Source organism: uncultured Lutibacter sp. (assembly GCF_947495725.1).
Lineage (GTDB): Bacteria > Bacteroidota > Bacteroidia > Flavobacteriales > Flavobacteriaceae > Lutibacter.
This window is the reverse complement of sequence record NZ_CANLZZ010000006.1, coordinates 54531-73368: the sequence shown is the minus strand read 5'-3', so window position 1 is coordinate 73368 and position 18838 is coordinate 54531. Positions and strand designations below refer to the sequence as shown.

Below are 18838 nucleotides of genomic sequence, written 5' to 3'. Positions count from 1 at the left end.
TATAATACTAAAAATTAGTTTTTTGAATGTATTCTAATAACAAAAAAGCTCAAACCAATAGGTTTGAGCTTTTTCTGTTAACATTTTCATGTTAACTATTAATAGATAATTAGTTTATTATTTAGTATAATTCCTCATAATATTGAGTTGCCATTCTCTGACTAGTAAATTCTGGAATTGTATCATCCATTCCTTTAAATACTATTTCTTGCCATTTTTTTGGCTTATCATAATAGGTTGGCAATACTTCATTTTCAAGAATATCGAATAGGTTTGCACAATCTTTTTCGTCTTGTTCCCATACAGGTAACTTGTAATCTAATTCAGGAAGTACAAAACAGTTTTCGCCATGTTTTTCAAATTCTGGAATCCAACCATCGTTAATTGAAACATTTACCGAACCGTTAAATGCAGCTGTCATACCACTTGTTCCAGAAGCTTCGCGAGTAATTCTTGGAGTGTTTAACCAAATATCAGAACCACATTTTAACTTTTTTGATAAATCTATTTCGTAACCAACTAAAACTGCTAAATTTTTAGAATTTTTAGAATAGTTTACAAGATGATTAAAAATATCAATTGCGTAATAATCTTTTGGGTAAGGCTTACCTGCCCAAATTATTTGTACTGGATACTTTTCATTAGATAATAATTTTTCAAAACGCTGTAAATCATATAAAAACATATCTGCTCTTTTGTAACCTGCAAATCGTCTTGCCCAAACAATTGTAATAATATTTGGATCAAAAATTTTCTCAGTTTGATTTAAAACTACACTAAACAACTCATTCTTTAGCGCTGTTTTTCTCTCTCTAAATTTTTTAGCACTTTTCTTTTTCCAAGCTTTTTTAATTTCTTCATCTTGCCAAAAAGATTGATTTTGAGCGTTTGTAATTGGAATTATTTCACTAATTCCATCAAAACCTTTCCACATATCATTAGAAACTACAGCGTGTAATTTGGAAACTGCATTGGATTTTTTTGCAAATCTTAATGCCGATACAGTATAATTAATCATTCCGTCATTTACCATTTCCTTTCTTAATTCCTCCTCAGAAAGTTTTCTTCCAAAAAATCCACATCTGTTTAGATGTCGCGCGTCACGTTCTTCATTACCTGCTTTTTCAGGTGTATGTGTTGTAAAGGCCATTTGGTCTTTAGTTACTCCTTGATCTCTTAAATAATAGAAAGCTGGTAATGCATGACCTTCATTTAAATGATAAACATCAGCACCACCTAAAGCTTCAACAACCTTTGCTCCTCCAATACCTAAAATAATACTTTGAGAAACTCTTGTTAATTCATTAGAATCGTATAGATGGTTTGTAATTGTTCTAGATAAATGATCATTTCCTTCAACATCTGTACTTAATAAATACATTGGAACACAACCAAAAATTTCTGGTTTTAAAATGTATGCTCTTACTTTAACCGATGGGTTATCATGTAAAGGAACCTCAACTTCAATTCCAGTATCTTCAAGAAAATTGTAAGTTTTTTCAATAAAATCTGTACGAAGTGTTTGATCTTCATTTCTTGCTTGATCGTAATATCCATACTTCCAAAGCATTCCTATACCAATCATATTTTGCTTAAGCTCAAAAGCCGATCTCATATGTGAACCTGCTAAAAATCCAAGTCCTCCAGAATATATTTTTAATGCTTGATGAATTCCAAACTCCATACTAAAGTATGCAACTTTTTTTTCAAACTTTTTGTTAATTTTATAAGGATGATGCCATTTACTGTACGTATTCTCCATCTAAATTCGATATTTTAAAATTATTTCCAAATTTATAGGATTACACGCCTAATATTATGTGCTATTTTACCATATTGCAGTTTACAAATAACCCTTAAACAAGTTATTTGCGTTTTATTATTAAAATAGAACATTTATATAGCTCTTTTACTATTATTCGTAAAAATAAAAACCCCAAAAATTGTTTCCCACAATTTTCGGAGTTTAAACTTAACCAAACTCAAACTATTTTATTTTTTATTTTTCTTCTTTAACCAAGATTTTTCTTTCTTTTTTGGTAATACAGCTCCAGGCTCTAATGGTCCATGTGGTGCTGTTGCAAACAAATCAAATTTCGGTAAAATAGCATTTAATTCATTTTTTTCTTTTTTAAGATCTTTGGAAACTGTTTTCCAATCTTTAATCACAGGAAAGCTAATTAAATCTGTAGGGGTTTTACTTACATCAAACCATTTATTTGTTCCATCTTTTAATACATTTTTACCTCTAATTAATTGTGTACCTGCCTTATAAGCATAAATCCATTTTCTATGCTCTTTTTTATCAGTTGTTAAATAAGGCCAGAAGCTTTCTCCATTAATTTCATAATCTTCAGGAATATCAACTCCAACAATGTCTGCAATAGTTGGTAATACATCTGAAATGTTTAACAAAATATCTTGTTCTCCTTTTTTTGTAAAATTAAATCCTGGTGCATACATAATAAAAGGAACATGCACACCTTTTTGAACTGCATTGCTATTTTTACCATATCCGCTAGTACCATTATCTGCGCAGAAAATAAGAATGGTATTATTATCTATTTTAAGCTCTTTCATTTTTTCTAAATACAAAGAAACTTGATAATCTAAATAATTTATGTGGTTGTGAATACCAGGTTTTGTAACTGTACCGTTTAAATTAAACTTTCCGTTACTACCTTTAATATTTGGCTCTGTTCTTTTATATTTTCCATTTTTAAATGTAACCATTGGCGTTCCGGGCCATTTATTTTTTTCTGTAGGGTTTAAAAAATCAAATGCATCATGACCTAAATGTGAGGTATGATATAAAAAGAAAGGCTCATTTTTTTTGACCTTGCGCTCCATAAACTCTAAAGCAAAATTAAGTTCAACATCTGGTCCATAAGTATTAACACTGTATTCTTTTTTAGATTTCGAAGTATTTGGCCACCATTCATATTTTTTTGTTGAACTTGGATGATTCATTAACATAACTTGAGGTTGCCAATACCAACTAGATTGCGGATAAGTAACAACTTCTTCTCCACTGTCATTGTTCAAAACTATTTTTTTTCCATCTTTTTTAATTTGATCAACTTGAAAAGTTGTATATGGATTTTCGCCCGCCAATTTAACATTACCGGCTGTAAAAACTCCTTCTTCAAAACCATATTGGTCTATATCATCATTTCGCATTTGAGTTTTCCCTACCCAAAATGTTTTGTAACCACCTTCTTGTGCAATGTGTCCAATTAATTTTGGAGAACTCTTAAATAAAGGATATGTTGCCGTTTTCTTTTTCCCTATAGAATACCTTCCAATATCACTATTTGCCCACCATTTATGTATGTGTGCATACCTACCAGTCATCATCATTGCTCTACTTGGAGAACATACTACTGCAGCCCAAGCCGTTTTAACATAAATACCTTCGTTTGCTAAATTATCTAGCACTGGTGTTTTTGCTCTGTATTGGAGATCTTGTGTGTCTCCTCCTTTTGGAGGACTCCAAGTATCTGATTTATATATAGGTAACTCGCGAGCACTAATATCATCGGCAAATATTAAAATGATATTTGGTTTTTTATTTTTCTGCGCTAAAACTGACACAGAAATTGCAAATATTAGAATGAATTGAATGTATTTAAACATAAACTTATGATTTTATTTTTTGTTGAATTTTAATTTGTTTTACTGGAATAATCTTACTTGGAATATTTATTTTTTTATCATCTGATCCTTTCGCAAAATTTGAAATATTGTAATCATTTTGTTTTGACCAGTTACTCTCAACACGACCATCACCTAATACTATATTTCCTAATTTTTGTCTAAACCAGTCTGCCAATTTAATATACTCTTTATCGTTGGCTACATTATTTCTTTCTTTAGGATCAACACGTAAATCATACATTGCCATTTCAACGGCATCTCTTTCTGCTTCAACTCCCCATTTTACATTTGTATTAGGTCTATACTTATTACTTGCTTTTGAATTTTTCTCTCTTGTTCTCATAGAAAAAGAAAAGTGTTTAGTGCGTATATATGCTCTTGGACCAATTACGTGGTTCATTTCAGCAATAACATAATCTCTTTTTAATTTTTTATTCTCTAACACTTCAGCCAAATCATAACCATCTAAAAAATCGAATTCATTTTTTGAAATATCTGAACCTCCAGCGGAAATTATTGTTGGAAAAATATCTACATATTCTGTAAATCCTTTATAAACTTTACCTGCAGGAAATTTCTTTTTTTCTGAAGAAACAATAATTGCAGAAGTATGGTTTGATAATTCCCAAGGTGAAAACTTAGTTTCAATTCCTTGTTCTCCTAGTTGCCATCCGTGATCTCCGCACACATAAAAAATCATGTATTCTTGGTTATTTCTTTTGCTATATGCTTTAAACTCATTTATTGCTTTTCCTATTTCCGAATCTCCATAAGCACAAAATGCATAGTAATCTCTAATAGTTTGTTGCTTTTCTTCTTCGGTTAAACCATCTATTTGACCTTTATCATATAGCTTTTTTAACTGGGGAGGTAATTTTTTTAATTCAGACTTACTAAACTCAGGTATGTTGTATAATTTTCCTTTAAAACGATCTCTAAATTCTTTTGGAGGCATAACTGGTGTATGTGGAAAATGATAACTTAAACTTGTAAAAATTGGTTTTGAAGTATCAGCTCCATTCAACTTTCTTCCCATTGGAGACTCATAACTTTTATTTGCATTTTTTAAATAATCTAAAAATTCTCTTGTAATATTTCCATCTAAAGTTTTACCTGCTGGCATCGAATTTACACCTCCAACAATTAAATCGGAACTGCTTCTTGTATACGCATATAATATATCTAACTCCTTCTCTACCTCAGCTTTAACTTTCTTTTCTTCTTTTGAAATACTTTCTAATCTGGAGAAAGACTTATGAGTTCCATCTGGATAGTAGAAATTTACTCTAGAATCAGTTTTTTTACTTTTTCCATTTACTTTTCCCCAAACTGAATTGTTATCCCAATCGGTTGTTTTAGAATTTCTTCGTAAATCATTTGCATACACATATTGCTCATAAAATTCAGGATCTCCATTTATTCCTTTTGACGTTAAATTAAAAATATAATATCCTTTTTTACCAAACATTGTGGTTTGGTAACCATTATCAACCATAACTTCAGGCAATGTTTTATTGAAAAAATCATTTTTATTATGAGTTTTTTCAAAACCATAAATACCTGCATGATGTGGATATTTACCCGTTACAATACTACCTCGTGAAGGCGCACAAGCCGGAGAATTACAATGAAAATTGGTATAAACCGTTCCTTCTTTTGCTAAAGCGTCTAAATTTGGAGACTCCACATAACCTAACGGGCTTTCTTTTTTACCTGTTGTAATTTCATTAAAATAACCGTTAGAGTCCATTCTCTGGTCATCGGTCATAATCCAAAGAATATTTGGTTTATTTTCTTGTGCAGATAGTTTTAAACTTAAAACTAAAAGGAATAAAAATTTTAATATGGTCTTCATTTAATATTGGTTTGATAAAACTAACTTAAAAAGCAGATTTCAATTACAATACCAAAAGAACAAAATTAAAGACACAAACCACTGTTCATATGATTTTAAAACCGATACAAATGTCTAATTAAATAAAGAAGATTAAACATCATAAAACAGCCTTATGTATATAAAAAGTATATATACATTATTCTACATAACTCCCCTATAAAATACTATTTACCAGTAATTTATTTTTTAGAAAATATAAATTTTGCTGACTTAGCACCTATTAAAATTTCAAATTCTCCGTCTTCCGTAACTCGCTCTAAATTGGCATTTACAAACGATAAATCATCTTTATTTAATGTAAATTCTACTACTTTAGATTCAGCTGAACTCAAATAAACTCTATCAAACTTTCTTAATTTTTTCATTGGTGGAATTACTGAAGCAACCAAATCTTTTACAAATAAATCGATAACCAAATCGCCATCAACTTTACCAGTATTGGTAACTTTTATTTTTACACTTAACGCCTCATTCTCATTCAACCTTTTAGTACTCAATTCAATTTCATCATATTCAAATGAAGTATAACTTAAACCTTCACCAAAAGCCCATTGAGGTTTGTATGTTTTTATATTACGCATAGGAGCATCATAATTTAATAAATTGCCCGAATATTTAGGATATGAAAACGGTAATTTTCCACTTGGGTTATAATCTCCAAACAGCACATTTGCAATTGCATTTGCTCCTTCACTTCCTGGTCGGTATGCCATTAAAACACCATCTATTCCTTCAATAAATTCATTTACAATTCTTGGTCTTCCTTCTGTTAAAACTAAAATTACAGGTTTATTAGTTGCAATTGCAGCCTTTGCTAGTGCAATTTGATCTTTAGATAATTCTAAATCATCTATATTTCCTTTAGTTTCTGCATAGCTTATTTCACCCAAACACAAAATAATACAATCTGCATTTTTAGCTTTTTGAGTTACACTTTTTATTTCTGAAGTAGTTATTTTTTGAAATTTATTTGGCGCAACACAAATAACGTTTTCTTTTCCTATTTTGTTTTCTATAGCTTCTTTAATTGTTAAAGTAGATTCAGCATATAAATGTTCTCTATCTCCTTGCCAAGTGTACGACCAACTACCGTGTAATGTTGCTAAAGAATTTGCTGCAGGACCCGCAATTAACACTTTTGAATTTTTACTTAATGGTAAAATTGGTTTATTATTTATTGAATTATTTTTCAGCAAAGTCATACTTTGTTCTGCCGTTTTTAAAGCTGTTTCTTTGTAGGAAGCTAATCCAAAATTAGCAACAGCCTCTTTTTCAGGATATGGATTATCAAATAACTCTAAATCGAATTTTACTTTTAAAATTCTCCTTACTGCATCATCTACTCGGTTCATTGAAACCTCGCCTTCATTAACCAACTCAATTAAATCGTGATAAAAATCTAATTTATTAGGAACCATACTCATATCAATCCCTGCATTTACAGCCATTTTTACAGCATCTTTATTGTTTATAGCTACTTTATGCTCCTTGTGCAAATACATAATATCTTCCCAATCGGTAACCACAAACCCTTTAAAACCCCACTCGTTTTTCAACAAATCAGTTAATAAATACTTATTTATATGCACTGGAATTCCATTTATAGAACCCGAATTAATCATTATTGTTGAAGAACCTGATTCTACGGCTTTTTTAAATGGTGGAATAAATGTTTCTCTTAATACAATTTCAGGAATATACGCAGGTGTTCTATCTTTTCCCGATTGTGGAACTGAGTAACCTAAAAAATGTTTCATACAAGATGCTACATTTGTATTGCTTTTTAAATTGTCCTTTTGATAACCTTTAATTGCTTGTGTTCCAAATTCAGAAACTAACAACACATCTTCTCCAAAAGTTTCTTCAAAACGAGGCCATAATGGTTGCTTTCCAACTCCCAAAACTGGGTCAAAATTCCAACGAATACCACTTGCTCTCACTTCTTTAGCTGTAATTTCAGCAATTTCAAAAGCTAATTTAGGATTTCGAGAAGCTGCCAATCCAATATTATGAGGAAACAATGTTGCATTTTTTGTATAAGTTGCACCGTGAATGGCATCAATTCCATATAAAACAGGTATTTGTAACCTACTTTCTTTTGCGTAATCTTGAATTTTTGTAATTAATGCATGCCATTCTTCAACAGATAAAGGTTCAGACTCATTTACATTTAAAATTGAACCAATACCGTTTGAAACAATATATTTTTTTAGTTTTTCTTCTTGAAGAACTCCTTTTTTATAAAAAACACTCAACGTAATTTGAGTCATTTGTCCAACTTTTTCTTCAAGAGTCATTTTGCTAATCAAAGAATCAACCTTTGTGTTTTTTGGTTTATTCTCTTTTTGATTACACGCTACCAACAAAACAAAAGCCACCAATAGTAATTGATAGCTTTTTTTAAATATATATGTCATTTTTTAATTTTATTCAAGTGTGATAAACTTACTAATAATAATCCCAAAAATCGAAATCTACCGCATCGATTTTATCCTTATCATCGCCTAATTCAATCGCATTTGCTTTCATTTCTTTACGCATTTCATCAACTTTTTCTTTGTACTCCGGAAAAAATGAAAGGTCTGTAGTTTCCCAAGGATCTTTAACAATATTAAATAATTGTGTTACTCTAGAACCTGCAACAAACTCACCCGTTTTACGATGTTTTCCATCTGCTCTTACATATTCAATTAATTTATAATCGCCTTTTCTATAAGCTCTTTGAAATTGTTTATAAGCAAAATACATAGAATTTCGAACTTGCTTAGTTTCATTATTAATTACAGGCACTAAACTTTTACCATCAATTGAAGAAGGTTTTTCAATTTTCGCTAAATCACAAACTGTTGGAAAAATATCGTGTATATACGTTAACGCGTCAATTCTTCTACCTTTATCTTCAATTAAATTTCCTGAAATAATAAAAGGTACGTGAATTCCATCTTCATTATAAACACTTTGTTTCCCCATTAAACCGTGGTTTCCAACTGCCAATCCACTATCACCTGCCAATACAATAATTGTATTTTCGTAAACACCAGTTTCTTTTAAGGTTTTAATTACTTTACCAATTTGGGCATCTAAATGTGTAATAATTGCATAATAACTCGCCAAATGTTCTTTTGCTACATTTTCAGTTCTAGGCCAAGGTGCTAAAGCTTCATCTCTTAATACCATATCTCCATTATCAAATGGGTGTTGCTCCATATACGATGGCGGTAAATTAATATCTTTTACAGGATACATTTCCATATATTCTTTTGGTGCCTGACGCGGATCGTGGGGAGCGTGAAAAGCTAGATACATAAAAAATGGTTTTTTCTTATCTGTTTCCTGAATGTATTTTGAAGCCTTTTCTGCAAAAACTTCCGAAGTATGAGGTCCAAAAGCTTCCGTTGCGGTTGGTCCGCGTTTATCATCTTTGGTTAAACCTCTTCTTTTTCTATTTCCATCCTTATCATAAATTAACAAAAATGCTTCATCTCTTGTATAATTACTATTTTTATTGAAATCCCAATAAGGCATTCTAAAATGGTCGGTTAGGTAAGCGCTTCGCCCCATAATATTATCACCTGTATCAAATGAACGGTTTAATGAAGGATTTCCTTGATGCCATTTACCAACAATATGAGAATTATATCCAGCTTGTTGAAAAGCTTCCCCCATTGTTGTATCTGTAGTTGGAATTAAACGACCTTGTTCTTTTAAATTAAATAATTGTCTACCAGTGTGCAACATAGCTCTACTTGGCATACAAGTTGCTCCAGAAAAAGAACCCATTAGATATGCATTTGTAAATGAAATACCATCGTGTGCCAATGCATCTATATTAGGTGTTTTTACAGCCATACCACCTAAAGCGTGCACACCTGTAAACCTATGATCATCGGTATAAATCACCAAAACATTTGGCTTTTTCCCTTTTTTCTTTCTTTTACTTTGAGCAAAATTTGGTACTACGGTAAGAATTCCAATAGCTAGTACCACAATTTTTTTTATGAAATTACTTTTCATGATTCTATATACTTTTCTAAATTATTATTTTTTACTTTTTTTTAGCTTCTTTTTATCAATATAGCCTGGTGCATCGTGAGCAATAGCATGCAAATCATATTTTGGTAAAATTGCGTTTAATTGATCTCTTTCATCTAAATGTACTTTAGACATTTTAGACCAATCTTTTATTTTTGGAAAGCTTACTAAATCATCAGCATCTTCAGCTACATTGTACCAAGTACCTTCTCCATCTTTCATTACATTGAAACCTCTAATTAACTGCATTCCTTTTTTATAAGAATAAATCCACTCTCTATGTTTTTTTGTTGAAGTTGTTAAATATGGCCATAAACTTACACCATCAATCTCATAATCTTTTTCTATTTTCACTCCAACAATATCAGCTATAGTTGGCATAACATCGGCTATATTTACTAAAATATCTTGTTCTCCTTTTTTTGTTAAATGCATTCCAGGAGCATAAACTATAAATGGTACATGTGTTCCTTTTTGACTTACCGGACTTCCTTTTCCATAATAATGAGTTCCATTATCTGCACAGAAAATAAAAATAGTATTGTTTTCAATTCCCATTTGTTTAAACTTATTTATATATAACCAGGCTTGGTAATCTAAATAGTTTACATGATTTCTAATTCCAGGTTCAGATAATGAATTATGTGTATTATAAACTCCTTTATCTCCTGTTACATTAGGTTCAAATCTAATATACTCATTACCTGTCCATTTTATTTTTGGTGTTTGCGGGTAATTATTATCTGGATGCTGATTGAAAAAATCTACAGAACCGTGACCTAAATGGGTTGTATGATACACAAAAAATGGCTTCCTTTCTTTTTGTTTACGCTCCATAAAATCGAAAATTAACTCCAATTCTATATCGGGCCCAAAAGTATTTAAACCATACTTTTCTTTAGACTCTTTAGTATTTGGCCACCAATCTAATTTTTTATTAGAGCTTGGATGGTTCATTAAACGCACATGTGGCTGCCAGTACCAACCATACTGTTGATAGGTATTCATTTCTTTTCCCGTATCTGCGTTTATATATACCTTCTTTCCATTCACTTTTTTTGGAATAATTTTAAAATCTGTCATTGGGTTGTTTGGAGCACCTTGTTCTCCAGGTGTAAATGCGCCTTCATCAAAACCAAATTTTAATAAATCTGATCCTTTCATTTGTGTTTTACCCGACCACATAGTAGCGTAGCCAGCTTTTTGAGCAATATGTCCAATTAAAGTTGAACTTTCATACAAAGGCCATGGCCTTCTTTTTCCTTCTTTACTTATAGACATTCCCAAATCACCATTATGCCACCACTTATGCTTATCTGCATAACGACCAGTCATCATCATTGCTCTACTTGGAGAACATATGGTTGCCGCCCAAGCTGTTTTAATAAAAACACCTTCTTCAGCTAAACGACTTAAAACTGGAGTCTTAGCCCTCATTTTTAAATCTGTAGATTCTCCTTTAAAATCTGCATTCCAAACTGTTGAATTATAAACTGGAAATTCTCTAGCACTAATATCATCAGCAAAAACTACTACTATATTTGGCTTTTGCTTGTTTTGCTTTTGAGCATAAATATTACCAGCCAATATGATAATAGCTATTGAAACTATAAATTTATTTAATTTCATTTTTACTTATGTATTGATTCATTTAGAACTAAATCAAATTTATAATTTTATCAACACAATTAACTCTTTTAAGCTTCCTTATAATACTACATTTCAAAAAATTACTAGTACATATGTTTTTTTCAGTTTATAATTCCTACAATTATTATTAAAAAGTAATATGTACTAATCTTAAAATCATATGTACAAGCACTGTAATAACTTTATTCTCAAATTTGTAATCTAAAACCAAATATTATTATGAAACACCTTAAATTATTAGTATCGTTACTTTTTGTAGTTGCAATTTCATTTTCATCAGTTGCTCAAGATAAATCTGCAATGGCAGCTGCTAAAGGTTTAGATAAATTAAATAAAGAAATAGTTACAGCTGATGCTTCTTTAAAGTTATCTAAAAAACAAGAAAAACAATTCACGGTTGCATTTATTGAAAATCAAAAAGCAATAAAAGAAGTTAAAAAAACTGTTACTGATAAAACTGAGAAACAAGCTCAAGTAAAAGAACTTTATAGAACATTTAGTGTTAAACTAAAAAAAGAAATCTTAACGGAAGCTCAAAATACAGCAAGACAAAAAGGAAAAAAACTTTTGAAAAAATAGTTTTTAAAAGTAATTCCTAAAAAAACTCCTTTGAAAATTTCAAAGGAGTTTTTTTTAATGAACTTATAACAGGAATGCTCTAATTCTTCAACAATTTCTCTTCCCACTTTTGTAGAATCTCTTCATCTGAAGCGTCCGGTTTCAACCCTTTTTTCTTAAAACCATTAACTAAAAACGCATGCGAACCTTGTTTTGCTCTTTCAATAGCTTCCGGGCTTTCAACAAACATATTTTTTTCAACTTCATTTAACATAGAACTTAATTCACCATATAACCTTTTTTGAATTTTAGTATGCTCTTTAGATTCAGCTAAATTTATAAACTCATTTGGATCATTTTTTAAATCATACAATTCAAATTCTGGACGTGTCTCAGCCATAAATTGGTTGTAAGGTGCTTTTAACTCTCCTTTTTTATCTAAAACTTTATACAAAGTAAAAGCTGGATATTGTAATTTTTTATAAGACGTTAATTGCATATATGGCAATTCAGGCATTCTGTTCCAAATTAATTTGTAGCGACCATCAGTTATAGAACGAATATTATCTACAGCATCTCCACAACGCTGACGGAAACCAAACATATATTCTCTTTTTTCACCGTTTAACACATCTTTTCCGTGCATATATTCTTGAACTTTAATTCCAGCAAATTTCAATGAACTGGCAGTAACATCAACCAAACTTACTAAACCTTCATATACAGATCCTGCATTCATTTTTTTAGGATAACGAACAATTAATGGAATTGCTAATCCACCTTCATATAACCATTGCTTATCGCGTAAATGTGGACGACCGTGATCTCCAAATAAAATAACAATCGTATTATCTGCCAATCCTTCCTTTTCCAATCTATCTAAAATATAACCAACTCTTTTATCAGCAGTTTGAACACTTTCTAAATACAGCTTCCAATCTGCTCTTATTATAGGGTGATCTGGATAAACTTCAGGAATTGTAATTTCATCTGCATCTAAAGGATGCTCTTTATCTTCAACAAAAACTCTATGTGGCTCGTGTATTTGAACTTGTGCAAAAAATGGTTGCCCTTCTGCTCGTTGATTCCAATCGGTACCATCAAAAAAGTTTTTACCCGAGAAGTTGTAATCTTCTTTTCCGTTTTTAGTCATTTTATGTGCCCAACCATTGGTACAGAAATATCCTTCTTTTCTAAATAATTCCATAATTGGAACAACTCCTTCTTCTAAAGGAACTCTATCCATTGTTCGGTGGTTTAGTAAATTATAAGCACTAGGATAAGTTCCCGTAATTTGTGATGAACGACTTGCAGAACAAACTGGTGCATTAGCATAAGCATTTACATATTTTACACCTTGTTTTGCCAATTTATCCATATTTGGCGTATATACATCTGTATTTCCGTAACAAGCCAATTCTCTACCTAAATCATCACAATTTATCCAAAGAATGTTTGGTTGAACTTTAACTTCTTTTTTTGAAGTACAAGAAACCGCTACAGTAACTAAAAATATAGCTACAACAAATTTTAAAATATTATCCATTATTAATTTTTTTTGATGAAATTCTTTTATCTACCTTCAGGATTTTTTCCAATACTTCCCATTCCTTGTGCAAAATAAACCTCTGGTCTATGCCATACACCTGTTTTTTTTAACATTGGTTCATTATAATCTAGGCTTAAATCACAATCAAAACGAGCCATTATAGAATATCCTTTTTTAGGTTTTCCCGCATTTACAAAATGACATAATCCCCAAGTAAAACCTCTACCATCAGTTGTATTTGTAAAAGCATCAGCAATAAAAGGTGCAGCTGCGGTTGGAGTTAATGAAACTACTGAAGCAATTTTAAAATTTACACCATCTTCAGAATATTGAATAGTTTCACGTTCATTACCATCTTTAATTGCTAAAGTGGCAATACCACCTTTAAACGGCCAATAAGTAGTTTCGTGCCCAGATTGCATTACTGGATTTAATGGATGTTTTTTAAAAGGACCTAATGGATCTTCACCGATTGCCAATCCGTGACCCACAGCATAATTATTTCTGTTATCAGGCCATTTGTTATATGCAGCTTTATAATAAATATAAATTTTTCCTTTGTAAACAATTGGATGCGGATCGTGTGTTGCATTTCTATCCCAATCAGTCTCTTTTCCAAAAGGAATCACTTTATCTCCTCCGTGAGTCCAAGGTCCATTTGGAGAATCGGCATATGAAACCGAAACTGGACATAAATCTCCTCTTAATCCACTTGGTTCATCAAATGCTTGATAATATAAGTAGTACTTACCTTTCCAAACCAAAATATCTGGTGTTGCAACCGAACGCCATCCAGATTTAGGTTTTTCTGGTCTTGTTACTGCCGCACCTTGCTCTTCCCAAGTTGTTCCATCTTTACTTGTCGCGTACCAAATATCACATAAATCCCAATCTGTTGAAGGGATTTCATCGGTAGCTTCTTTTGCTCTATTCCATCCAATTGGTGGTACTTTTGTATGTCGTTTTGTATACCAAATGTAATACGTTCCATCAACCAAAATTGGTCGTGAAGGATCTCTTCTTGAAATAGTTCCATCACCGTTATTGTAATCAAACCCTTTTAAACGTGTATATTTAAACTGGCTAAACAACTCATTATCTTGTACTCTTGGAGTTGAATATTCAAACATTCTTTCTGAAGCGGTACTCATTTCAATGTTTGGCTTTTCAGAAGGCATTTTAAAAGGAAACATTGTTTTGGCTTTTGCTTCATTTTTATCAATAGCTTCTGATTTTACTCTATTTTCTGAACAAGAAAAAAGAGTTCCAATAACTAATACAAGAAATCCTATTTTTTGAAGTTTATTTATTCTTTTCATTTTTATATTTTATTTTTTTATTAAACCTTAGCCTTTAAAACACCTATTTGCTTGTGTTAAAAATTCGCTCCTTTTGTTTTTTACTTAATCCTTGCTCAAAATAATGATCCATATCGTAATGAGTTCTGGTTTCTTTCATTTCGTGATCATCAATAGTTCTACTTAAATCACAATCAAATCTAGCTAAAATGGAATGTGGATACACTTTTGGTTTTCCTGCATTTATAAAATGACATAAGCCCCAAGAAATTCCTTGTCCATCTTTTGTATCCGTAAATGCATCAGGCACATAAGGTGCTGATGCAGCAGGAACCAATGATAAAATTGAAGCAATTTCAAAATTTACCCAATCTTTAGCATATTGAATGGTAAAATGTTCGTTTCCATCTTTGGCAACAATAGCAGCTACACCTTCTTTAAAAGGAAACAATGTTAATTCATGTCCTGAATTTAATACTGGATTCAGTTCATATTTTGTGAATGGTCCTAAAGGATTATCGGCAATGGCTAAACCACCAGCTACCCAAACATTACCAGGCCTGTTGAATGCCGATTTATAATATAAATATATTTTTCCATCATGAATAATTGGATAAGGATCGTGAATTGCGTATTGATCCCAAGCTCCTTTTGGACCAGTAGGAATAACAATTTCATTTGTTGGAGTCCAAGGGCCATCAGGTGAATCTGCATACGACACTGCAACAGGGCAATAATCTCCTTTTTTACCACTAGCTTCCATAAAACCTTGATAGTATAAATAATACTTGTCTTTCCATTTTAAAATATCGGTAGTTGCAACTGCTCTCCAACCTACGTTAGGTTTAGGTGGTCTTGGTACAGCAACTCCTTGTTCTTCCCAAGTTAAACCATCTTTACTAGTTGCATACCAAATTTCAGCTAAATCCCAATCTGTAGAAGGGATAGTATCGTTACATTTTTTAGGCCCCATTGGAATAGTTGGAGTATTACGATAGGTGTACCACACATAATATTTCCCATTTTCAAAAATTACTTTTGAAGGATCTCTTCTACTTACCGTTCCGTCATGATTGCTGTAATCAAACCCTTTTAGTTTTGTGTATTTAAATTTGGTGTACAACTCATTATCTGCTGGGTGAATGGCACTATAATTATTAAAGCTACGCTTCATTGCAGCACTCATTTCAATATTTGCAGTTTGCTCTGTTACAGTATACGGAAATGGTTTAATCTCTTTTTTCTTTGTATTTTTTTCATTGGAGCAAGATGCTATTACAATTAATAAAACACTTGCTATATATGGTAAAGTGGTTTTCATTAGTATTTTTTAATTTAAGTTAATCTTGCCACTCTTTATAAACTTCTTGGAGTTGATAATAAGCTTTCTTTTTATTGCGTTTTTCATCAACAATTCCCCATTCTCTAAACCCAGATTCTGGAGTACCTTTATAATTGCTTCTATAATCATTATAACTCCAAATAGAAATCCCTGTTACGTATGGATAGTTTTTTAGATTCTTCATAAAATCAATCAAATCTTCTTGTAATTGCGCATCAGGTGCTGGCCCTATTTGCCCTCTTCCTATTTCAGAAATAAAAATGGGTTTATTAGGGAATTTCTCATAAACATTTTCTATTATTTTTATAGCATTTCCATAGCTATTTACACATAGAAAATCTAGATTTTCATAAGGTTCATTGCCTATTTCACCTCCTTGATATGAGGTATTACTTACATAGGTTTTAAGCCTCGAATTATCTAAAGAACTTGTATAATCAATCATTTCATTTACATACTCATATTGATCATTTGTAAGGTGTTGCATTCCCCATTTAGGCTCTGTAGTTCTTAATTCATTTCCAACACTCCACGCTACAACACTTGGGTGATTGTAATCTCGCTCAATCATTTCTTTCATCCATTTTTTTGTTAACGGATTATTAGGAATGGATTGAGGGTCATTTTCTCCCCAAACAGGAATTTCTTCAACCAATAAAAAACCAATACTATCGCAAAATTTCAATATATTTTTTGAAAGCGGAGCGTGCATTAATCGTGAAAAATTACAACCTAAATTATTTTTAATGTCTAACAAATCACTTTTTATTAAATGGTCTGGTTCTGTATTTCCATAATCTGGATGGTCGTGAACACGATTTACTCCATTCATTCTAACGGCTTCATTATTTAAGAAAAATTGCTCTCCATGAACTTCAAATTTTCGAACGCCAAATTTGTCAGAAACCGAATCTACTTTATTATTTTCAACTTTTACAATACTATTTAATTCATATAAATATGGATTATTAAAATGCCAAAGTTTTACATCTGTCAATTCTTTTTGAAATTTTATTGATGAAATAGCATTTGATTTCGCTTTAATTAACATTTCTAAAGAATCAACTTCTACACCATTAATATTGGAATAAACTTTTGCTGAAACTTCTTTATCTCCGTTATTTTCGAGTTTATATTTAATTGTATAATTTACTTTTTTATTAACGAAATCTGGTTCAGAAGTTATATGCTGATAAATTATTCTTACCTCTTCAGATGCAAATAAATTAACATCTCTACTTATACCTCCCCAAGCCCACCAAGCTCCACGTTTATAAGAATTATCTGCCATAACAACCATAGAATTTGAATTACCAGCAGTTACTTTATCAGTAATATTAAATTCAAAAGGTGTGTAACCACCAACATGTTTCCCTAAAAATTCTCCGTTTAACCAAACCTTAGCAGTTTCATAAACAGCATTAAATTTTAGATGAATCTGTTTTTTTTCCCAATTAGTAGGCACTTTAAACTGTTTATAATAATATCCCTTTCCTTCATATTCTGAATATCGCTTACGAGTATCCCAATTTCCAGGAACATGTATCGTGTCCCATTGAATATCCTTATTTTTTACAATGGAGTTTTCATTCAATTTATTAGATGCAATAAACTGCCAAGTACCATTTAATGATAGCTGATTATTAGAATTCTCTTCTTGAGAACTAGTACAAGCCGTAACTAAAAAAAGTAGTATGAGAATGTTAAAAAGTGCCTTCATAATTAAAATTTATTCTTTAGTAACTTTTAAAGGAATTTGAATGTTAAATGAATTTCTAACTTTATTCACTAACGTATCTGCTGCACACATTAAAGCAATTGCTTCTCCATTTTCAACCACAACTTGTGGACGTTCTAAATGTGTAAACTGTTGCTCTCTTCCATTTTCCCAAGTAACAATTCTATCAGAAATTTCATGGTATTTTGATGGTTTCCAATCCAATCCATCTTTTGAATCATATTGAACTAAAGAAAATACACGCTTTTTACCAACATGCTTAATTCTTTTTACAATAGCTCTGTATTTGCCATCTTGATGCCAGATATATGGATCTTCAGCTGGAAAACGTTCTCCTTTAATTTCAAAAGCTAATTTTTCTTGCTTTACAAACGGACCTGTTGGGCTATCAGCAATTGCAACCATATGAACAACCGGACCTCCTTGAGGTAATGGAAATTTTTTACCTACTGCTTTATAAACCATTAAAACTCTACCATCAGTCATTTGACAAACAGACGGGTTTGAAGTCATTAAAGCATCAGGAGCATCATCATTATTATACGTAATATCTAAAACTGGCTTATCGAAACGTTTCCAAGGTCCATTTGGAGAATCTGCAACAGCAACTCCAATACGTTGATTGTTACGGTGCATCCAGTTTATTTTAGCTTTTCCAGGAACACTTACAATTTTTTTATCGCCAAAATTACCCATATAGTACAAGTAATATTTTCCGTTCATTTTATGAACTGTAGGATTGTGTGTTGCCGAACCATCCCAAAATTTTTCTCCACGTTCGTCTAAAGCAATATCTACATGTTTAAATGGTCCGAAAGGTGATTTTGATGTTGCGTGTGCAACTTCAGAATAGTTTACCCATTCCCAACCTATTTTTTTTGGCCAACGTGCATATAACATATGGTACAAACCATCTTCTCCTTTTACTACCGAACCTCCCCAAATGCTTATTGAATCTCCACCGCTAAAAACTGACTTTGGAGATACTTTTCCAAACTCAATTTTAAAATCAACTTCCTTTTGAGGAACATCTTTTTCAACTGTTTTTTTAGATTTCTCTCCACAAGAAACTAAAACAATTAAAGCCACCAGTACTGTTGCTAATTTTTTCATGTTT

General features: G+C 31.4%; 12 protein-coding genes. 1 reads left to right on the top strand and 11 read right to left on the bottom strand.

Features of this window, described 5'->3' with window-relative positions; translation table 11 throughout:
- Positions 1–121: 121 nt before the first annotated feature.
- The 6 genes from glgP to Q0776_RS14115 all read right to left on the bottom strand — a co-directional run bounded on the left by glgP (position 122) and on the right by Q0776_RS14115 (position 11215).
- Positions 122–1762 (bottom strand): alpha-glucan family phosphorylase, encoded by a 1641-nt coding sequence (gene glgP / locus Q0776_RS14140; protein ID WP_298369576.1) that lies wholly within the window; start codon positions 1760–1762, stop codon positions 122–124.
- Positions 1763–1992: 230 nt separating this feature from the next.
- The gene (locus tag Q0776_RS14135) at positions 1993–3636 is read right to left on the bottom strand and encodes a sulfatase-like hydrolase/transferase (protein ID WP_298369575.1); all 1644 of its coding nucleotides are present in this window, start codon (positions 3634–3636) and stop codon (positions 1993–1995) included.
- Between the two features lie 4 nt (positions 3637–3640).
- On the bottom strand, positions 3641–5512 hold the full coding sequence (locus Q0776_RS14130) for a sulfatase-like hydrolase/transferase (RefSeq protein WP_298369574.1): 1872 nt from the start codon (positions 5510–5512) through the stop codon (positions 3641–3643).
- A gap of 221 nt (positions 5513–5733) precedes the next feature.
- Positions 5734–7971, bottom strand: coding sequence for a glycoside hydrolase family 3 N-terminal domain-containing protein (locus Q0776_RS14125; RefSeq protein WP_298369572.1), 2238 nt, complete (start codon positions 7969–7971; stop codon positions 5734–5736).
- A gap of 31 nt (positions 7972–8002) precedes the next feature.
- Positions 8003–9568 (bottom strand): sulfatase-like hydrolase/transferase, encoded by a 1566-nt coding sequence (locus Q0776_RS14120; protein WP_298369571.1) that lies wholly within the window; start codon positions 9566–9568, stop codon positions 8003–8005.
- A gap of 24 nt (positions 9569–9592) precedes the next feature.
- Positions 9593–11215: a sulfatase-like hydrolase/transferase gene (locus tag Q0776_RS14115; RefSeq protein ID WP_298369569.1), complete on the bottom strand. Its 1623-nt coding sequence runs from the start codon at positions 11213–11215 to the stop codon at positions 9593–9595.
- A gap of 240 nt (positions 11216–11455) precedes the next feature.
- Here Q0776_RS14115 and Q0776_RS14110 point away from each other — a divergent pair, with 240 nt between their 5' ends.
- Positions 11456–11815, top strand: a complete 360-nt coding sequence (locus Q0776_RS14110) for a hypothetical protein (protein WP_298369568.1) — start codon at positions 11456–11458, stop codon at positions 11813–11815.
- A gap of 79 nt (positions 11816–11894) precedes the next feature.
- Here the strand turns inward: Q0776_RS14110 and Q0776_RS14105 are convergent, their stop codons facing one another.
- Genes Q0776_RS14105 through Q0776_RS14085 form a run of 5 tightly spaced genes read right to left on the bottom strand, consistent with a single transcriptional unit; the run spans position 11895 to position 18834 of the window.
- Positions 11895–13340, bottom strand: coding sequence for a sulfatase (locus Q0776_RS14105; RefSeq protein ID WP_298369566.1), 1446 nt, complete (start codon positions 13338–13340; stop codon positions 11895–11897).
- 26 nt (positions 13341–13366) lie between these two features.
- Positions 13367–14662, bottom strand: coding sequence for a family 43 glycosylhydrolase (locus Q0776_RS14100; protein ID WP_298369565.1), 1296 nt, complete (start codon positions 14660–14662; stop codon positions 13367–13369).
- A gap of 43 nt (positions 14663–14705) precedes the next feature.
- Complete coding sequence (locus Q0776_RS14095) at positions 14706–15962, bottom strand: glycoside hydrolase (protein ID WP_298369563.1); 1257 nt, start codon at positions 15960–15962, stop codon at positions 14706–14708.
- 19 nt (positions 15963–15981) lie between these two features.
- Entirely contained in the window at positions 15982–17703 is a 1722-nt protein-coding gene (locus Q0776_RS14090) for a glycoside hydrolase family 2 TIM barrel-domain containing protein (RefSeq protein WP_298369562.1), read from the bottom strand.
- Positions 17704–17712: 9 nt separating this feature from the next.
- Complete coding sequence (locus tag Q0776_RS14085) at positions 17713–18834, bottom strand: glycoside hydrolase family protein (protein ID WP_298369561.1); 1122 nt, start codon at positions 18832–18834, stop codon at positions 17713–17715.
- Positions 18835–18838 lie beyond the last annotated feature (4 nt).